The organism is Spirosoma litoris (genome assembly GCF_054776755.1).
The window spans coordinates 40,975-58,585 of the sequence record NZ_BAAHBI010000010.1 but is presented as its reverse complement, the minus strand read 5'-3'; the positions used below and the strand labels follow the sequence as shown (position 1 = coordinate 58,585).

Annotated in this window: 15 protein-coding genes; 6 read left to right on the top strand and 9 right to left on the bottom strand. The window is 47.3% G+C overall.

From position 1 onward, the window contains the following. Positions 1-16: 16 nt before the first annotated feature. The 3 genes from ACYVGR_RS06530 (at position 17) to ACYVGR_RS06520 (ending at position 3,271) form a co-directional block, all read left to right on the top strand. Entirely contained in the window at positions 17-1,546 is a 1,530-nt protein-coding gene (locus ACYVGR_RS06530; protein ID WP_460954772.1) for an MFS transporter, read from the top strand. A gap of 97 nt (positions 1,547-1,643) precedes the next feature. Next, positions 1,644-2,591, top strand: coding sequence for a carbohydrate kinase family protein (locus ACYVGR_RS06525; RefSeq protein ID WP_460954770.1), 948 nt, complete (start codon positions 1,644-1,646; stop codon positions 2,589-2,591). Positions 2,592-2,620: 29 nt separating this feature from the next. Continuing rightward, positions 2,621-3,271, top strand: a complete 651-nt coding sequence (locus tag ACYVGR_RS06520) for an HAD hydrolase-like protein (protein ID WP_460954768.1) — start codon at positions 2,621-2,623, stop codon at positions 3,269-3,271. Between the two features lie 105 nt (positions 3,272-3,376). On the opposite strand, the gene ACYVGR_RS06515 is transcribed toward ACYVGR_RS06520, so the two are convergent. The 4 genes from ACYVGR_RS06515 to lgt all read right to left on the bottom strand — a co-directional run bounded on the left by ACYVGR_RS06515 (position 3,377) and on the right by lgt (position 9,208). Next, entirely contained in the window at positions 3,377-4,006 is a 630-nt protein-coding gene (locus ACYVGR_RS06515; protein ID WP_460954766.1) for a transposase, read from the bottom strand. 108 nt (positions 4,007-4,114) lie between these two features. Further along, positions 4,115-5,767, bottom strand: coding sequence for a M1 family metallopeptidase (locus ACYVGR_RS06510; RefSeq protein ID WP_460954764.1), 1,653 nt, complete (start codon positions 5,765-5,767; stop codon positions 4,115-4,117). A gap of 101 nt (positions 5,768-5,868) precedes the next feature. Then, positions 5,869-7,974, bottom strand: coding sequence for a S9 family peptidase (locus tag ACYVGR_RS06505; protein ID WP_460956066.1), 2,106 nt, complete (start codon positions 7,972-7,974; stop codon positions 5,869-5,871). Between the two features lie 388 nt (positions 7,975-8,362). After that, positions 8,363-9,208 (bottom strand): prolipoprotein diacylglyceryl transferase, encoded by an 846-nt coding sequence (gene lgt / locus ACYVGR_RS06500; RefSeq protein WP_182463646.1) that lies wholly within the window; start codon positions 9,206-9,208, stop codon positions 8,363-8,365. A gap of 165 nt (positions 9,209-9,373) precedes the next feature. Between lgt and yidD the strand changes: the two genes are divergently transcribed. Continuing rightward, positions 9,374-9,583, top strand: coding sequence for a membrane protein insertion efficiency factor YidD (gene yidD, locus ACYVGR_RS06495; protein WP_182464367.1), 210 nt, complete (start codon positions 9,374-9,376; stop codon positions 9,581-9,583). Positions 9,584-9,702: 119 nt separating this feature from the next. Continuing rightward, positions 9,703-10,077, top strand: coding sequence for a co-chaperone GroES (locus tag ACYVGR_RS06490; RefSeq protein WP_182463647.1), 375 nt, complete (start codon positions 9,703-9,705; stop codon positions 10,075-10,077). Positions 10,078-10,165: 88 nt separating this feature from the next. Here the strand turns inward: ACYVGR_RS06490 and ACYVGR_RS06485 are convergent, their stop codons facing one another. From ACYVGR_RS06485 to ACYVGR_RS06465, 5 genes are all read right to left on the bottom strand, one after another. Beyond that, positions 10,166-10,879, bottom strand: coding sequence for a hypothetical protein (locus tag ACYVGR_RS06485; RefSeq protein ID WP_460954761.1), 714 nt, complete (start codon positions 10,877-10,879; stop codon positions 10,166-10,168). 284 nt (positions 10,880-11,163) lie between these two features. Then, complete coding sequence (locus tag ACYVGR_RS06480) at positions 11,164-11,892, bottom strand: hypothetical protein (protein WP_460954759.1); 729 nt, start codon at positions 11,890-11,892, stop codon at positions 11,164-11,166. Positions 11,893-11,901: 9 nt separating this feature from the next. Then, positions 11,902-13,857 carry a sialate O-acetylesterase gene (locus ACYVGR_RS06475; RefSeq protein ID WP_460954757.1) on the bottom strand — a complete coding sequence of 652 codons (1,956 nt, stop codon included), beginning with the start codon at positions 13,855-13,857 and terminating at the stop codon, positions 11,902-11,904. Between the two features lie 103 nt (positions 13,858-13,960). Beyond that, positions 13,961-14,833: a hypothetical protein gene (locus ACYVGR_RS06470; protein ID WP_460954755.1), complete on the bottom strand. Its 873-nt coding sequence runs from the start codon at positions 14,831-14,833 to the stop codon at positions 13,961-13,963. A 263-nt stretch (positions 14,834-15,096) separates the two neighbouring features. Then, complete coding sequence (locus ACYVGR_RS06465) at positions 15,097-15,624, bottom strand: DUF2911 domain-containing protein (RefSeq protein WP_460954753.1); 528 nt, start codon at positions 15,622-15,624, stop codon at positions 15,097-15,099. Positions 15,625-15,773: 149 nt separating this feature from the next. Here ACYVGR_RS06465 and ACYVGR_RS06460 point away from each other — a divergent pair, with 149 nt between their 5' ends. Beyond that, positions 15,774-17,579 carry an acyl-CoA dehydrogenase gene (locus ACYVGR_RS06460; protein WP_460954751.1) on the top strand — a complete coding sequence of 602 codons (1,806 nt, stop codon included), beginning with the start codon at positions 15,774-15,776 and terminating at the stop codon, positions 17,577-17,579. Positions 17,580-17,611: the final 32 nt, after the last annotated feature.

Below are 17,611 nucleotides of genomic sequence, written 5' to 3'. Positions count from 1 at the left end.
AAATATACGACAATCCATGCAAACGGGAAGTGTTCAGAAAACCTCCACCACAGCCAAGCCTAGTTTAAGCTTCTGGCAAATCTGGAATATGAGTTTTGGGTTTTTAGGAATTCAATATGGCTTTGGTCTACAACAGGCCAATATGAGTCCCATTTATCGCTACCTGGGTGCCGATGAAGCCTCTATTCCGGGTCTTTGGCTCGCTGGGCCACTCACGGGATTATTGCTCCAGCCAATTATTGGGGCCGTTTCAGATCGCAGTTGGTCACCACGCTGGGGTCGTCGGAAACCGTTTATTCTGGCTGGTGCCTTAGCGGGTAGTATTGCCATGATATTCATGCCCAATTCGTCATACGTCTGGATGGCAGCCGGGTTAATGTGGATGCTAGATGCAGGGCTTAATTCGGCAATGGAGCCTTTTCGGGCATTTGTGGGCGACATGCTCAATGATAAACAACGGCCTACGGGTTTTGCCGTCCAATCATTTATGGTTGGGTTCGGGCAAACCTTAGCCAATTTAATGCCGTATCTGTTGCCCCTTCTGGGTATATCGATGGTCATGTCGGACGATCAGTTGGCGAATGGGATTCCAAACTCTGTGCGTTATCCGTTCTATATTGGGGCTGCTGCTGTTGTACTCTCCGTGCTCTGGACAATCCGCACGACTAAAGAATATCCCCCTGTCAACGAAAGCTACAAAGAGCCGCACGTTTTTACAGATGAAGAAAAAAAGTCGATTGCGTTCTGGCATCTGGCGTTAGCACTGGGTGGTGCTATTCTGGCGTTCTTTTTTGCTGCGCGTATAGGTGGTTGGGTAACAGGTTTGCTGTGGGGAGCTGGCGTATTGGCCGGTAGTTATCTGGTGCTGATGTTGCCGATTTTCAAGGAAATACTGGCTTCGCTTTCGGCCATGCCCACTGTAATGAAACAGCTTTGGTGGGTCAAATTTTTCACCTGGTACGGGTTACCGCTCATGTGGCAGTATCTATCACTAGCAGCAGCCAAATATGCGTTCAATGCGCCTGATACGATCTCGAACAAGGCTGGTTTTGAAGAAGGCACCAAGTGGGGAGGGCTTTGCTTTGCTATGTTTAGCATCTCCTGTGCTGTTATCTCGGTCTTTATTCCGCGCATTGCCAAAGCTATCGGTAGTGCACGGGCTACTCACGCCCTGTTCCTTACCATTGGGTCAATGGGGTTCTTTCTGACGCTCACCTCCAATGATAAAATGGTCTATCTCATTGGCATGACGATCATTGGCCTTGCCTGGGGTTCTATCATGTCGATGCCTTATCTGCTACTGGCCAGTGCGGTCCCCAAAGAGCGAATGGGTGTTTACATGGGTATTTTCAACGGTTTTATTTGTGTACCCCAGTTTATTGGGATGCTTACCGTACCACTTTATTACAAACCTTTGTTGGGCGACGATCCTCGCAACGCACTTGTGCTAGTGGGTATTTGTCTGTTGTTGGCAGCCGCGTCTTGCTTTCTGGTAAAAGAAGTCAAAAAGACCAACGAGCCTACCATCCCGGTTGAACTTGGTTGAAATTAAAACCTAATCTATTTGCTCTTTTTATTCTTCTGATTAGTTTTCCGCTCTTAATCACCTAAGTTGAAAATTAATCAGAAGAGCAGTTCAATTCATGACAAATTCACCCCGCCCGTACGCCCTCCTTTCGGTTGGCGAATTACTAGCCGATTTGATTGGCCACCATGTGTCGAGTAGTTTACTTGATGCACAGGATTTCAGGCGGTATCAGGGTGGAAGCCCGGCCAACATGGCAACCAACATGGCTCGTTTAGGCGGTAAAGTTGCCTTGGTATCCTGCGTTGGCAATGATAATATTGGCAAGTATCTGGTTCGACAAATTGAAGAATCGGGTGTCGATACCCAATACATTACATCGGACCCATTCGAACCAACAACCATTGTACTTGTATCACGCACGGCTGGTACGCCCGATTTTGTGGCCTACCGCCATGCCGACTGTCAGCTAAAGCCCGAACAATTACCTGATTCGTTACTGGCTCAGACGCAACTATTTCATACGACCTGCTTTGCCCTGAGCCAGCAACCGGCCCAGGATACCATTATCGACGCAGCCCGTCGGGCAAAAGCGGCTGGTTGTCAGGTTACGATCGATGCCAACTACGCTCCTACAATCTGGCCAGATCGCGATCAGGCCTGGCGGGTGTTGACCGATTATTTTGCTGCGGGTGCGATGGTAAAAGTGAGTGAGGATGATGCCGAACGGCTCTATGGTTCTCCACAAACTCCCGAACGGATTCTGAGCGATTTTCATCAAATGGGGGCAACGACCATTTGCCTAACCCTTGGCCCTAATGGAAGTCTGGTTTCGTATGATGGCGGAGCCAAACAAGCACGAATCCCCGGCAAAAAGATTGATGTGGTAGACGTTACCGGTGCTGGTGATGCGTATTGGGCAGGTTTTCTTACAGCCTATTTAGATGGTTATGCTCCCGGCAATTGTGCCCATGCAGGGGCAGCTTTAGCCAAAATGAAGTTAACCCGACAAGGACCACTGCCGGATAAAGTAGACCGAAAAGTCCTTTACGCTGATTTTGAATAAAAAGCTATCTGCTTTATTCACCGTTCACGATGAAGTACAAACTGGTTATTTTCGATTTTGACGGTACACTCGCCGATTCCTTTCCCTATTTTCTAACCATAATAAATACGCTAGCCGAGACGTATAATTTTCCACCCATCAATCTCGAACGACTCGATCATATACGGGGAATGGGGGCTCGTCAATTGATGAAAAATGCCCAATTGCCAGCCTGGAAAATACCAATTATTGCCAATGCATTTATTCGTCGGATGGCCAATGATATTGAGCAAATCCAGTTGTTCGCAGGCATTCCCGATTTATTAAAATCGCTATCGGATCAGGGGATTCAATTGGCCATAGTCAGCTCTAATTCGGAAGAAAACATCCGCCAGGTGCTTGGTCCTGAAAATGCAGCGCTCATCACGTATTACGGCTGTGGTAGCTCTCTTTTTGGAAAACAGCATAAATTCAGAAAGGCTATGACAACTTGTGGTGTTAAGTCCAATGATGTTCTGTGTGTGGGAGATGAAGTTAGAGATGGCGAAGCCGCTAAAGGAGCCGGTATGGCATTCGGTGCAGTTGCCTGGGGATATACTCTTGTCGATGTGTTCAAGGCGCAGGCAGATATTCATCTGTTTTACACTATAGATGACATTATACAGACCGTGCTTGGTATAAATCCACCTGATCAGCCGTAGTTATAGCCTAATTCACAAAAATGGTCAGGGGTTGTCAAGTAGAGTCAGCAATTGTTTTTGATGCTATACTTGACAACCCCTGGCCATTTTTTGACTTTACAAATCTTACTTCAAGTCCGCCAATTTGTCCAAATCGACGTCTTCGAGGGCGGCTTTGATTTTGTCCATGCTAACACCTCGACCTTTGGCCGACACAATGAATCGCTTGTTAACCAGCACGTTTATTTCACCATCTTTACTAGCGTTGTCGTATTTTTCATACGCTTTGTTATCGCCCATTTTCGTGGTTTTTTCATAGCCGTTTTCGGTTTCTTTGTCAATCTCAAGCATCGACCAGGCCGCCAGGCCGATCATCATAGCAGAGCCGCCCCCATCAATTATAGACAGTTCAATACTCTCGCTATTGTCGTCGTTGCCATATTTACCCGTTGCGGTTGAGACCGTGAAACCCGCTGTTCCATTTTTCTCACCTGTTGCTTCTTTACGAGCCAGTCCGTCGGCATCGGCCGGCAATAGTTCTTTGAGCTTACGAAAGTCGACTGTTTCAACGGGTCCTTTTTTCCCCAATTCCTCGGCCTGACTTGCCATTTCTTTCAAAGCACTCACCGCGCCGAGTGTCGATACACTTTCTTCGTCTTTTTTCTCTTTTTCTTCCTCTTCTTCCTTACTTCCGCAGCCAGCCAATAACATCACGGGGAGTAAGCCGGCCCAAAGCCAGTTTAGATTCGTTCGCATAGTCGTTTTAATTAGATAAGAATGGGGTAAAGGTTAATTACAGGCAAGCTACATTTTCCTCCAATAGGATAGCAATTCTTTTGAGTAAACGTAAATCGGTCGTTTTATTTACTCGCTAACTCGCTGGCAAAGAACATAGTAGTTCGCATCGACAGTGAGTGTTTTGGTACCATTGGCAGGCATTGTTTTCCACTGCGAAGTCGGTTGAATTTGTTTTAGTGGGCCTGATTCGCCCAGACAGATTTTCACGGGCATCGCAAATCCGGCTACACACTGGCTCCAACGATACTGGACGTCTGACCCAACCAACCGGTATTCAAGCACCGGAATCCGAACGTCGCGCAAATATTGATCGAACACAGGTTTCAGATTGACACCCGTTTGCTGCGCCATGTATTGTTCAATTTGTGCGGTCGTAACGGTCTGGTGATAGAAGGTTTTGTTCATATCCCGCAACAATTGGTGCCACTTGGCATCATTGCCAACTAGCTGCCGAATGGTATGCAGCATATTGCCCCCTTTGTAATACATATCGCTTGACCCTTCGTGGTTTACGTTGTAGATCCCAATAATCGGCTTATCGTTGCGGATGTTGGCCCGACAGCCAATTACGTAGGTCGCTCCGGCATCTTTGCCATAGTAGTACTCTGTAAATAGGCATTCCGAGTAGTTGGTAAAACTCTCGTGAATCCACATATCGGCTACGTCTTTATAGGTAATGTTGTTGGCAAACCACTCGTGGCCCGATTCATGAACGATGATAAAATCCCAGAGCAACCCCCAACCCGTACGCGAGAGATCCCGGCCCAGATAACCATTTCGGAAACGGTTGCCATAGGTTACTGAACTCTGGTGTTCCATACCCAAATAAGGCGTTTCAACGAGCTTATAGCCATCTTCATAAAACGGATACGGGCCAAACCAGTATTCAAACGCTTTGAGCATTTTGGGCACCTGCCGAAACTGATGTTTGGCAGAATCGGCATGCTCGGGCAAGGCGTAATAGTTTAGCGAAAGGGCGCCTTTTTCTCCCGGATAGGTTTCGTCCCAATGGACATAGCGGGCAATGTTCAGGTTGACACCGTAGTTGTTGATCGGGTTCTTAACATACCAGTCGAAGGTTCGGGTATGGTCTGGATTTGTTGTCGTTTTGACCAAGCGGCCGTTCGATACATCCATCAAATCTTCGGGAACCGTTACACTGATTGCCATCGAATCAGGCTCATCGTACATATGGTCTTTGCAGGGCCACCAGACACTAGCCCCCAATCCCTGACAAGCCGTGGCAATAAACCAGTTACCTTCCTTATCGTGCGACCACACCATGCCGCCATCCCAGGGCGGGCGCTTAGCTACTTTGGGTTTCCCGGCATAATAAACCGTTACGGATTCGTTCTGACCAGGTTGCTGCTTTTTCGCCAATGTTACGAAAAATGCGTTGCCATCCCGCCGGAATTTGAGCGGTTGTCCGTCCTGCTCTACACGCTCAACTTGTAGTGGTCGTTGTAAATCGACCTGCATTATCTGGCTTGATTTCAGGACCCGATACCGAATTTCAGTAGAGCCTTTGAGGGTACTGTCGGTAGGTTGAACGCGCACCTTGAGGTGATAAAATGTTAGGTCCCACCAGGATCGTTCAGGGGTTATGGAACCTCGTAACGTGTCGTCGTGCGTAAATTGGTAGCGCTGTGCAGAAGCCAGACCGGGCAAAAGAAACAGGCTTATGGTCAACAATCGGATTATTATCACCTTAATCGGCATAGTGCAATGGATTGTAGCTTGGTGGTACGGCAGACCGGCGGCCACGTCCGGGTATAAAGTAAGCGCTATTGTTCACCCGGACGTGGCCGTCCAGGCTACTTTTACCGTGGTCCGGGTGGGCAGTGAGTCCGTAAATAGTTTGTGTAGAGCGTTCTCAGGTGCTGTTGCGTTCCTTCTCCCTCCGAAATTCCGTGCGACCGATTTGGATAAGGCATTACCTGAAATTGCTTGTTGTATTTAACCAACTCATTGATCAGCAATTCCGCATTGTCATAATGCACGTTATCGTCGCCCGTACCGTGGATGTAAAGGAGATTCCCCCGTAAATTTTTCGCGTACGTCACTGGCGATCCGGCCACGAAATCCTCCCGATTTTCCTGCGGCAACCCCATGTAGCGTTCCTGGTAAATATTGTCGTAAAATAACTGATTGCCAACTGCTGCTATCGAAATGCCTGTCTTGTAAATTTCTGGATATTGAAACAGTAGGTGCAAGGTTGTTGAACCTCCCCCACTCCAACCCCAAACGGCCACGCGGCTGGTATCGATATAGGCATGTTGCGAAAACAGTTTTCTGGCCGCCATCGCCTGATCGCGGACATTAATCCGGCCTATTTGCCGATAAATCGACTTACGCCAGGCGGCTCCTTTCAGGTTAGGTGTTCCCCGGTTGTCAAGCGCTACGTAGAGGTAGCCAGCATTAGCCATATCGCCCTGAAACAACCGGTTCTGGCCAACCGAAAATACGTCATTGACTGTACTGGAAGCGGGTTCACCGTAGACGTAAAAAACAATCGGATACTTTTTGGTACTATCGAAGTTTACGGGTTTCGCCATCCAGCCATCCACCGTAATGCCGTCATCGGTCGTAACCTTGAAGAAACTAACGTTGGATTTTGAAACGGGTTTCATCCGTGTCGAAATACTTTCCGACGCGTTGACTGGCTTATGATCGGGCAGGGTTATCCACTCCTGAACGGGTGGTGTCTGATAATTCATGAACGAATGCTGTGCCAGCTTCCCATTGGGCGAAATCACGTAACTGTGCGTACCGTCCAAACCAGCCGGGGTTAGTCGCTCTGCCTTTCCTTTGCCATCTAGCCGGGTTCGGAACAGGTAACGCTGGTTTGTATTCTGGGGCGATGCAATAAAATAAATCTGTCCAGTGGCCTCGTCAATATGGCTAATCGATTCAATATCATACGAGCCGGGTGTTAGCAGGATTTCGCTTTTTCCGTCGGTCGTCACCCGATAAATGTGCCGCCAGCCATCTTTTTCAGAAACCCACACGAAGGATTTTCCGCCATTAAGCCATTCTCCACCATTAGGATCGGTATTGTTTCGTTCTCTGACATCGACCCAGGCTTTATCGGTTTCGGTATAAATCGGCGTAATCGATTGGGTAGCGGGCGTACATACGAACAATTTACTTTCGTTCTGCTTCCGATTCAGTTGCTGGATGAACAGGCTCGCGCTGTTAGGTATCCAATCCATCCGGTTCAGATAGTGCTGTTGCGGATCGCCCGGAATGGCTAACCAAGTCGTAGCCCCTCCTGTTGCTGCCACAACGCCAATGCGGGTCGGCGATGGAGCCTCGCCTACTTTCGGGTACTCAACTGGTATAACGTGAGAGTATACCGAATCGGTGGTGTTCAACATCAGGTAATCCCGAATTTTGGTCGCATCTACCTGCCAATAAGCAATTTGTTTGCTGTCAGGGCTCCAGCGAAATCCATCCCGACAACCAAATTCTTCTTCGTACACCCAGTCGAACGTTCCATTGATGCGTTTCCGAGTGCCGTCCGTTGTTAGTTGGGTTACCTGACCTGTTGCCACATCTTCTACAAACAGGTTGTGTTCGCTGACATAGGCTACGGCTTTGCCATTGGGCGATAACTTAGCGAACATTAATGACTGCGAAGGTCGGTCCTTACCTACTTGTCGAACCTGCCCCGATGAACGATTAATCAGATAATAATCACCACGGGTGTTGTAGCGCCAGACACGGGCTGTATTCGTAAAAATCAACACATTGGCGCTATCGGGGGTAAATACAAAATCAGAAATCGCCATGCGCTGCCCACTTCCGGGTACCCGTAATTTATCCTGTGGAATTAATACGGCTTTATTCCCTGTCCGAATGTCGGTCTGGACAAGGTCTCCCTGCGTACTGGTAACATACGCATTTCCATTAGCAGTCCAGTGCATTTGCCGACCGGGAACCTGCGCATGTGACAGGTGAGTACTCAGAAGTGTACCAAGAATAAACAGGTTTCTGGGCGAAACGAAATAAGATAGGCTCACAGATGAAGTGTAGAGTTGGTATAAGTTACCATCAAAAATACAGCATTTTCTGAGTTCTCATAGCAGGTTTTTGTCATTCCAACAAAGGAGGAATCTTAACGTATCCTCACCCGTATGCTTGGGGATTTTAAGATTCCTCCTTCATCGGAATGACAAAAAATAAGACAAACCATTAGCATCAACCCAGCTATTCAACTATCTATTAGCAACTTACCCAACAATCAACAGAAAAGCCGATTCTTATAGGATTTCTATAAGAATCGGCTTTTGTCTCTACAAAAACCCTAAATGGCTAGGATTCGATTTCTTTCGGTTCGTCTCGAGCGGGTATGACAACCGGACTTCGGTAACTCCGAACTATGAAGTAAACGCCCATCAGTACGGCTGGAATACTCAGAAGCTGACCTACGTTTAATGGCAGACTATCTTCAAACGGAACCTGATTTTCTTTCAGGTATTCGTAAAAGAAGCGGAGTCCAAAGACCCAGATCAGAAATATACCCAACATACTACCGCGCGGGGTTAGCTCTTTTTTGCGATTCCAGAACCAAAGCAGAATGAAGAATAACACCAGACACGACAGCGATTCGTACAATTGGGCGGGGTGACGAGGGATTTTCGCGTACTCGTTGTTATTCATGAACACAAACGCCCAGGGCACATCGGTTGGCCGCCCAACAATCTCGGAGTTCATCAGATTACCGAACCGGATGCAGGCTCCTGCCAATGCCACTACAATAACGATTCGGTCGGTCACCCACAGAAAGGTCTGGTTTGTCCGCAAACTTTCTTTCCGGCGCGAATAGAGCCACAGCCCTGTCAGAATCCCAATGGTTGCCCCGTGACTGGCCAATCCGGCAAATGGGGGAGTAATGACCGTTAGAGGATTATGTAATAGCACTTCGGGTTCATAAAAAAGGAAATGGCCAATCCGGGCCCCTAAAATGGTGGAGACTACCATATAAATCAGCAATGTATCGGTATCGGCAACCGGCTTATCTTCTTTTTTGAAAATGTAGCCCATAATCTGCATGCCAATCAGGAACCCCAGTGCAAACAGTAGCCCATACCAACGCACCGAAAACGAGCCAATGTGAAAAATTTCGGGATTAACTTCCCAAATAATGTATTGAAGCATAGAAAAACAGTTCAAAGTTCAAGGTTTCATGTTCAAGGTTTCCAGGTCAATTACTCATCTGCAACATTGAACATTGAACATGAAACATTGAACGGGATAACGATGATTGGCAAAGATACATATTGCGGGAAAGTTTTTGTCGGTTTTGCTGTTTATGCGTGTATGATGAAATCAATTCTTATTGGGCTGGTCAAGGTTTATCAAGCCATTGTGTCACCTTACTTTCCAAACGCCTGTCGTTACACGCCTACCTGTTCGCAATACACCATTGAAGCGATTGGCAAACATGGCGCCATTCGGGGTGGTTGGATGGGCTTGAAGCGGATCAGTCGTTGTCATCCCTGGGGCGGTCATGGCTATGATCCAGTACCGTAGTTTAGTCGGTAATCAAAAACTGGCAGTCAGTAATGGCCAACAAGCTATGACAATTTGACCTGAATCGTTAACTCGCCCGATTTTTGACGAACGACTTTCGACTATTGACTGACACTATTATGATTGGGATTACTGCCGATAATAAACTCAAACGCCTGATTGTTGTAGGCGACCGGGTGTTGATAAAGCCCAAAGACCCCACCGACCGCACATTGAGCGGATTGTACTTACCCCCGACTGTACAGGAAAAAGAACAGGTCCAGGCTGGCCACGTTATTAAAGTTGGACCGGGCTATCCGATTCCATCGCCTATGGAAGACGAACCCTGGAAAGAAACCGAAGAAAAAGTGAAATATATGCCACTTCAGGCTCAGGAAGGCGATGTAGCTCTTTACCTACAACGTAATGCCATTGACCTGGAATATGAAGGTGAAAAATATGTCATTGTGCCACAGGGTTCCATTCTGATGCTGGAACGGCTTGAGGATCTCTGACCGGGATTTTAACAAGATTTAAAGGATTTGCAGGATTATAAGTGATATCGTGCAAATCCTTTAAATCTTGTTAAAATCTTGGTTCAGATTAATGCGCATCTACCCATTGCAGCACACTGGCAAATTCGGCCCAGGATTTGAGTTTGAGTTTTTGGTCGGCTATGTATTTGTCGATCTGATCGGCTTGCTGGGGAAACAGATTGATTAATGTCTTTTTGTTGGCCGTAACGGGTTTCAGCTCACCATCCGTTACTTTCAGGAAATAGCTTTCAGCGGCTGGTGGCCCCTTCGGAAGCCAGACATAATACTCCTCCCGTTTACTATATTTTTTTTGTCCGTAATCAATAGACATCGCGTCTGTATTGCTTTTAACATTCGCATAGATGTATCGGACAAGTTTCGTCTTTCGTCCTTCAAAAAGTATCTGGTAAAAATCTGTGGCAGAGCGTGTGCCAACAGCCGGAAAGCCTTTTTGAAAATGCAACGTATCGGGAGCCAGAATCACAAAATCAGACACCTGATTAACGGGTGCCAGAATGCGATCGCCCTGCACATATTCTACCTCACCGGTTTGGGTATTGTAGCGTAGTTTAGCAGGTACTCGCTTATTACCCAACATTATCCAGCCGTTCTTTACTGTATCGCTCGGTATATAAGGCGAACCTTCTACCCCATGATAGTTGGTAAATGCTGGTGCCGAAATTCGGACATTCTGAGCACTACTATAATCAACCTGAGCCTGAGCGAATGTTCCAGTTAGTAATACTAGCGTAACGAGTCCAGCAAAAAATTGATTAGGCATAACCGTTTTTTTTTGATTTAACTGATCGACTTTAATTTTGAAGCTGTTTATACTTCCCTTATAAAATGAAAATTAGGTTGCTTTTTTGTCATTTCGACGCAGGAGAAATCTCAAGCTCGATTAGTAGGTAGGTTTGAGATTTCTCCTGCGTCGAAATGACAAAAACTATTCAGTTTGAATGAAATCTAGAAAATTTAAACGCGTTAGGCGAATGCCTAATAATAAAAATCATAGTCGATCAGTCAAATCAAAAAAATCCTGCGGGGCCGCCCATGCGGTTATGATTAAAGCATATCTAAAAACCGCAACACACTTGCAAAATCAGCCCAGGATTTGAGTTTGAGTTTTTTCTCCATCAAATACCGATCGATCTGATCCGATTGCTGCGGGAACAAGCTCACCAGCGCCTTTTTACTGGCTACCACCGACTTCATTTCTCCATCAGACAATTTCTCAAAATAATTCTCGGCGGGTGGTTTTACGGCTGCCATCCAGACATAATAGTCTTCCTGTTTCCGAAATCGCTCTTTACCATAATCGTTCTGCATCTGATCTGTATTCGCTTTAATATCAGATCGGATATGCTTCACTAATTTAGCCTTACGCCCATTATACAGCAACTGGTAAAATTCATTGGGCGTCCACAGACCGATTGCCGGAAACCCTTTTCGAAACAAAAGCGTATCAGGAGCCAGAATAGCAAATTCGGTAACCGGATTGATTGGCGTTACCACTTTATTATCCTGTATGTATTCAACTTCTCCAGTCTGACTATTGTACCGTATCTTGGTTGGCGTTCGCTTATTGTTGATCACCAGCCATCCCTGCTGCACGGAGTCTGACGGCACATAGGGCGATCCTTCTATGTTGGAATAGCGCGTTAGGAGTGGGTCATATAATCGAATAGCCTGATTTGTATTCGACCCCGAAGAAGTTATACTCAGTTGCGCCTGTACATAGCCTCCTGTGACTAGCAGTAGACTAACCAGATAGAGATAGAATCGCTTTTGCATGTGTCCGTATTACTGTTCACCAAATTTAACAGCTTCGGTGATTCCTTTCCAGGTATCGGTACGAAAAGGAACAGCTGGAAATCCCTCCCGATTATACAAATTTACTTCGCCATTATCATCAGCCCATCCGTAATGTACAGCTACCGGAGCACTTACCGAATCGGCATGAACAACTACTGTATTACCCTGAACTTCAGCCTTGGCAAAATAAAACTTATGATCGGCACCCGCCACTTCAAAGCCTTTTAAATATCCATATTTATCTTTCACAGACAAACCACTTCCTACGCTTGTAAAGGTTAGTATAGCCCGATTTCCGTCAACGGTCATTTTCTCGAATTGAGGCCCGGCGCTGACGCCTGGTTTTTGGTAGGCTATGCGCATGGCTTCGGCGGCTAAGCGCTTGCCCACGTCTTCTTTATTTTTTGGGTGAATATCTGATCGTTCACCAATATCTGACGTAACGGCCATACCGGTATTGGGCAATTGCAGGGTCATCGTCTGAGCCTCCCGCAGTTCACCCCAGGTACTTCCGCGTCGGCTATCACCATTGGCCGAATTGAAGCTGGCCAACTGAACAAACAGAAAAGGGAAATCGTAGCCCCAATGTTTCCGCCAATCCTGAATCATCAATGGAAACGTTTTTCGATACTGATAGGCCCGACCTGCATTCGACTCACCCTGATACCAGATAACCCCTTCTATCGCATACGGAATCAGTGGGTTCAGCATGGCATTAAACAATTGCGTGGCGTAGGTATTAGGCCCTGGCTTATAAGACGAAGCAAAAACAGTAGCGATCCGGTATTTCCATTGTCCCGTCAGGGGAATATCGATATTATCGCCCGAAATATGAAAATCGGCTAGCGTTCCCATTAGGCCACCTGCCCCACCCGTATCCGTTACACGAACAGCAATCACATTCCGACCCGGTTTCAACAAGTCATCGGGCAACGGATAGTCGCGATTCCCTCCGCCTTTTTTATTGCCGACAAGCTTACCATTTACGAACGTTGAATCCTGATCGTCGACTGACCCCATGTGCAGGACCATCTTCTGTAATTTTTTCCCTTCTGGGATCATCACTTCCTGACGAAGCCAGACCACGCCATCCAGCGTTGGCAAGCCTCTCCACTCCCAGTCGCTCGGCATGGTCATCGACTTCCAGTGACTATCATCGAGATCAGCCGCCGACCACGTCCATTCTTCAGCACTGTTGGGCAAGCTTCCTTGTTGGTTTTTAATCAATAATTGCGTGCGTTCCTGACCACTTTTCATCACCTCTTCGTAAGAACCGGGGAGTTTATTGGCCACTGGTCGCAGCTCATCATTCTGATTCATGGCTTCGCGACTCGTCCAGGTTTCGGAATGAGTACCACCCCAGGAGGTATTGATCAGGCCAATGGGTACGTTTAATTCCTTCTGAAGTTGTTTGGCAAAGAAATACCCGACCGCTGTAAAGTTTGGAGCCGTTTCGGGAGTACATACCGCCCAGTCGCCTTCGATGTCATCTTTAGGTGTTAAGCTAATGTCCTTTTTAACTAACAACTGCCGAATAGTTGGGTAGTTGGCCAGCGAAATTTCGGTTTTGGCATTCGCAGCCGAGCGCAATTGGTACTCCATGTTTGATTGCCCGGAGCATACCCAAACTTCACCGGTCAATACATCGTCGAACGTAACGGTATTTTTCTTTCCTTTTACCGATAACTGATAAGGCCCACCCGCTTCCATTGGGTCCAATGCAACACGCCATTTCCCATCTTTGTCTGCTTTTATGGTTTTGACCTGCGCATTCAGCGTTACAGTTACTTTCTCGCCGGGATCTGCCCAACCCCACACAGGTACTGGTTTACGACGTTGTAGCACCATATGCGAGCCAAAAACCTTCGGCAGTCGCACATCGGCAAAGGAAGTTTGCGTTAGTATAAAACTTAGCGCGAAGAAAAAGCAGGTCAATCGATTCATGGGTATTCAGAGGTTGAATGAGCGTTATGTATACTCGTATTGGATACGCACAAAAAAGGCGGCCATTCAAGCCGCCTACTGCCTTAAGGTTTATTGTAACTAATCAGTTTTTTCCTAAACGACTTTTACCCTGGATTTCCAGCACATTCGACTGATGGCGTCGGGCAGCATAGGAGTAACGAAGCGTTAGGCCGTAGCTCATACCCGTACCCGCTCCCAAAAGCTGTGCCTGTTGCGAAGCCATACGATTAGCCGTGTATGTCACATCGGTGGTAACAGCGCTGCCAAGCCCCCAGAGTTTACGAGCCGAAATACCTAAATCAAGCGCATTGCTTAGCCGAACATTGTATTCAACGCCCAATTCAGCTAAAGCTGTCATTTGTGAGCTATTGCGCGATTCACTAGTCAAACGGAAATATTCGGGAGTTTCCCAACGGCCCTGATAGCGGTAACCATTTACAGAAACCCGGTTTTCTTCCTGACCGCTGTTCGGAATCGCCCACATACCGCCACTGACCCAAAAGCCCGACCGTAACCAGGGTTTACTTGTTGAGAGAAGAAGCCGTTTACCTCGTAGAATAAAGGCGTTTCGATCGTTGGTAGCCCGTAATGACAAGGGTGGGCTGGTGTTGTTAATCGCTAATTGAGTGTGAATAGGCATCCGGGCGTATCCTCCTTCTACCATCCAACGTTCACGATACGACCAGCCAAGCACAACGCCCCAGCCAACTTTGCCAACGAGCGTACTTTCAACCAGACCATTTATGGAATTATCGAGTTGGGCGCGATCCGTTCTGACGAAACCATCGAGTGCTACATACCAACGATCGCGAATTTGAGGCCCACCATAACGAGTTAGCAGGCGGTTATATTGCTGGCTATTATCGGATACCCGATAGTAGTCCGTAACGCCCTGACCAAAGGCAGGCAATACGGCTAAGCCAAACAGCACATACAGCAAGTAGCGTTTCATCATCGGATATTGGCTAGGTACTCCACAAATAACGCGATAAACGTTTGTTTGCTAACTACTTATCGCCTAATTTTTCATTAATGGTTGATTAAATTATCAGATAATCTATTGTAAGGCTATTTTCTTCAAATCGCCCGCATTAAAATTTTCAGTTTTAACCAGAAATGGCAGCGAATAAGGCGCTCTAAAACAGCAACGCCCAACCTTTTGGCTGAGCGTTGTAACTGCTTGTTCCATAAATTCCCTGCCCAAATAAGCCGTTTAGCTTAACCGTGTTTGGTAACAGGCACCGAAATTGTCATGTTATCCCAGGCAATGGCAATGCTGCTATTGGCGGGGGTGATGGTCAACTTTTCGATGGGTGTCTTATTCATAGAAACAGGCACTTTAACGATAGCGACATCAGTACCTTTAATTTTTTCGTAGTCATAAGCACCCCACTGACCCAGTGTGCTATTCAAAATTACGCTCCATTCTTTTTCTCCTGGAATGGTGAACAGCGTATACGTTCCGGCTTTCACCATTTTGCCACCAAACATAACGTCGTTTTTGAACGTCACTTCGGTAGCGTTGTTAGCACCTGTACGCCACACCTTACCGTATTTCTCCAGGCTGCTCGACCCTTCCGGCCCAAAAATAACCCGACCTTTCTTGGAAGGCTGACCATACACAACTGAAATACTCTTATCCGGACTTGCGACCGTTACCTTCGGGCTCGCTGGAGCTTTTTCCTGTGCTTTTACCAACGGAGTCATCGTCAGCAAAAGAACGAACACTGCAATCAGGTTTTTCATGTTTGACAATTAATTTGATTGATCACCGTATACTAACGGCGTAGAGTAAATGATAGTTTGGGAATCGTTGTACAAATAGTGCGCCAAAGGTGGTATTTTTAGCCCGCTTACCATAGAATTAGTTTACCTATTTTAACCCGAATGCCCTCATGGCAACGACCTATTTCAGCAAACGCAATCTGCACTTTCTGCTCCATGAAGTTTTCAAGGCCGAAGAGCTGACCAAATACGATTATTTCAGCGCTCACGACCGCGAAACCTTTAACCTGGTCATCGACTCGGCAACCTACATCGCCGATACACTTATGCACCCGTACTTGAAGGAGGTTGACCGAAATCAGCCTGAACTCAAAAACGGGCAGGTAACGGTTCACCCAAAGATCAAAGAGTACCTGAAAGCAATGGGCGAAGCGGGCTTAATTGGCGCAGGTTTCTCGTTTGAGCATGGTGGCCAGCAACTTCCCGAAATGATCAGTTCATGCGTGGGCTTCATTATTATGGCGGCCAACAACGGCATGATGTACACCGGACTTACCTCTGGGGCCGCTCACCTGATTACGTCTTTTGGCTCGCCTGAACTCAACGAAGCCTACGTACCCAATCTGCTGGCCGGTACCTGGCAGGGTACGATGGCGCTTACGGAACCGCAGGCAGGTTCGTCGCTTTCCGACGTAACGACTTCGGCTACACCCCTGCCCGACGGAAGCTATAAAATTCAGGGACAAAAAGTGTTTATCTCGGCGGGTGATCACGATGCGGCCGAGAATATTATTCACCTGATGCTGGCCCGTATTGACGGAGCCCCTAAAGGCACCAAGGGTATTTCGTTGTTTGTTGTTCCTAAATACCGGCCAGATGGTCAGGGGAATTTTGTCGATAATGATGTGACGTCGACGGGTGTATACCATAAAATGGGGCAGAAAGGTGTTCCGGCCATGCACCTCACAATGGGGTCTAACGACAATACAATCGGTTACCTCGTAGGGCAACCACATCAGGGCTTGCCTTATATGTTCCAGATGATGAACGAGGCCCGCATTGGCGTTGGGATGACGGCTGCGGCTATTTCAACAGCGGCTTACTATGCCGCCCTCGAATATGCCAAAGAGCGTCCACAGAGTCGGCGATTGAACCAGAAAAACCTGCTGGATTCACCCCAAACGCCCATTATCAATCACCCTGACGTTCGGCGCATGCTGTTGTTTCAGAAAGCCGTAACGGAGGGTTCCCTGTCATTACTTCTCGAAGCAGCACGTCTCTACGACATCAGTGAAGTTGCCGAAGGAGAAGAAAAAGAAAACGCCTTTTTGCTGCTCGATTTGCTGATGCCCGTGGCTAAATCGTACCCATCTGAAATGGGGGTTCAGTCGGTCAGTCAGAGTGTTCAAACCTTTGGGGGATACGGCTTTACGGAAGATTTCCCGGTTGAGCAACTCTACCGCGATATACGGATTACGCCCATTTACGAAGGCACAACGGGGATTCAGGCGCAGGACCTGCTAGGGCGTAAAATAACCATGAAAGGCGGCAAGGCTCCTCAGTTGCTATTCGCTGAAATCAGTAAAACCATTGCAGAAGCCAGCACGCACGACGACCTCAAGCCCTATGCCGATCAGCTTAGCGCTGAACTTAAGCTCATTCAGGAGGTGTTGGCCAGCCTGCTGCCCTTTGCTCAACAGGGAGACATTGAACGATACCTCTCCGACGCTACTTTGTTCCTGGAATTATTTGGCATCGTTGTGGTTGCGTGGCAGTGGCTCAAGCAAGCAGTAGTAGCGAAACAAACACTACTTACCCAAAACCCACAAGGCGACGAGCAGTCTTTCTACGAAGGCAAAATTCACACGATGAAGTTTTTCTTCCACTATGAAGTGCCGAAAACGCTGGGGCTGGCGGTGCGCCTGAAAGACCCGGAAGTCCTCACGATCGTGACGGAGAAAGAGTTGGCGTTGTAAAAGATAGAACGCTGATGACGCTGATTCATTAA

Coding starts and splice junctions, on each gene's coding strand:
- ACYVGR_RS06530 (WP_460954772.1), top strand. CDS start 17: ATGCAAACGGGAAGTGTTCAGAAAACCTCCACCACAGCCAAGCCTAGT.
- ACYVGR_RS06525 (WP_460954770.1), top strand. CDS start 1,644: ATGACAAATTCACCCCGCCCGTACGCCCTCCTTTCGGTTGGCGAATTA.
- ACYVGR_RS06520 (WP_460954768.1), top strand. CDS start 2,621: ATGAAGTACAAACTGGTTATTTTCGATTTTGACGGTACACTCGCCGAT.
- ACYVGR_RS06515 (WP_460954766.1), bottom strand. CDS start 4,006: ATGCGAACGAATCTAAACTGGCTTTGGGCCGGCTTACTCCCCGTGATG.
- ACYVGR_RS06510 (WP_460954764.1), bottom strand. CDS start 5,767: ATGCCGATTAAGGTGATAATAATCCGATTGTTGACCATAAGCCTGTTT.
- ACYVGR_RS06505 (WP_460956066.1), bottom strand. CDS start 7,974: ATGCACTGGACTGCTAATGGAAATGCGTATGTTACCAGTACGCAGGGA.
- lgt (WP_182463646.1), bottom strand. CDS start 9,208: ATGCTTCAATACATTATTTGGGAAGTTAATCCCGAAATTTTTCACATT.
- yidD (WP_182464367.1), top strand. CDS start 9,374: ATGAAATCAATTCTTATTGGGCTGGTCAAGGTTTATCAAGCCATTGTG.
- ACYVGR_RS06490 (WP_182463647.1), top strand. CDS start 9,703: ATGATTGGGATTACTGCCGATAATAAACTCAAACGCCTGATTGTTGTA.
- ACYVGR_RS06485 (WP_460954761.1), bottom strand. CDS start 10,879: ATGCCTAATCAATTTTTTGCTGGACTCGTTACGCTAGTATTACTAACT.
- ACYVGR_RS06480 (WP_460954759.1), bottom strand. CDS start 11,892: ATGCAAAAGCGATTCTATCTCTATCTGGTTAGTCTACTGCTAGTCACA.
- ACYVGR_RS06475 (WP_460954757.1), bottom strand. CDS start 13,857: ATGAATCGATTGACCTGCTTTTTCTTCGCGCTAAGTTTTATACTAACG.
- ACYVGR_RS06470 (WP_460954755.1), bottom strand. CDS start 14,833: ATGATGAAACGCTACTTGCTGTATGTGCTGTTTGGCTTAGCCGTATTG.
- ACYVGR_RS06465 (WP_460954753.1), bottom strand. CDS start 15,624: ATGAAAAACCTGATTGCAGTGTTCGTTCTTTTGCTGACGATGACTCCG.
- ACYVGR_RS06460 (WP_460954751.1), top strand. CDS start 15,774: ATGGCAACGACCTATTTCAGCAAACGCAATCTGCACTTTCTGCTCCAT.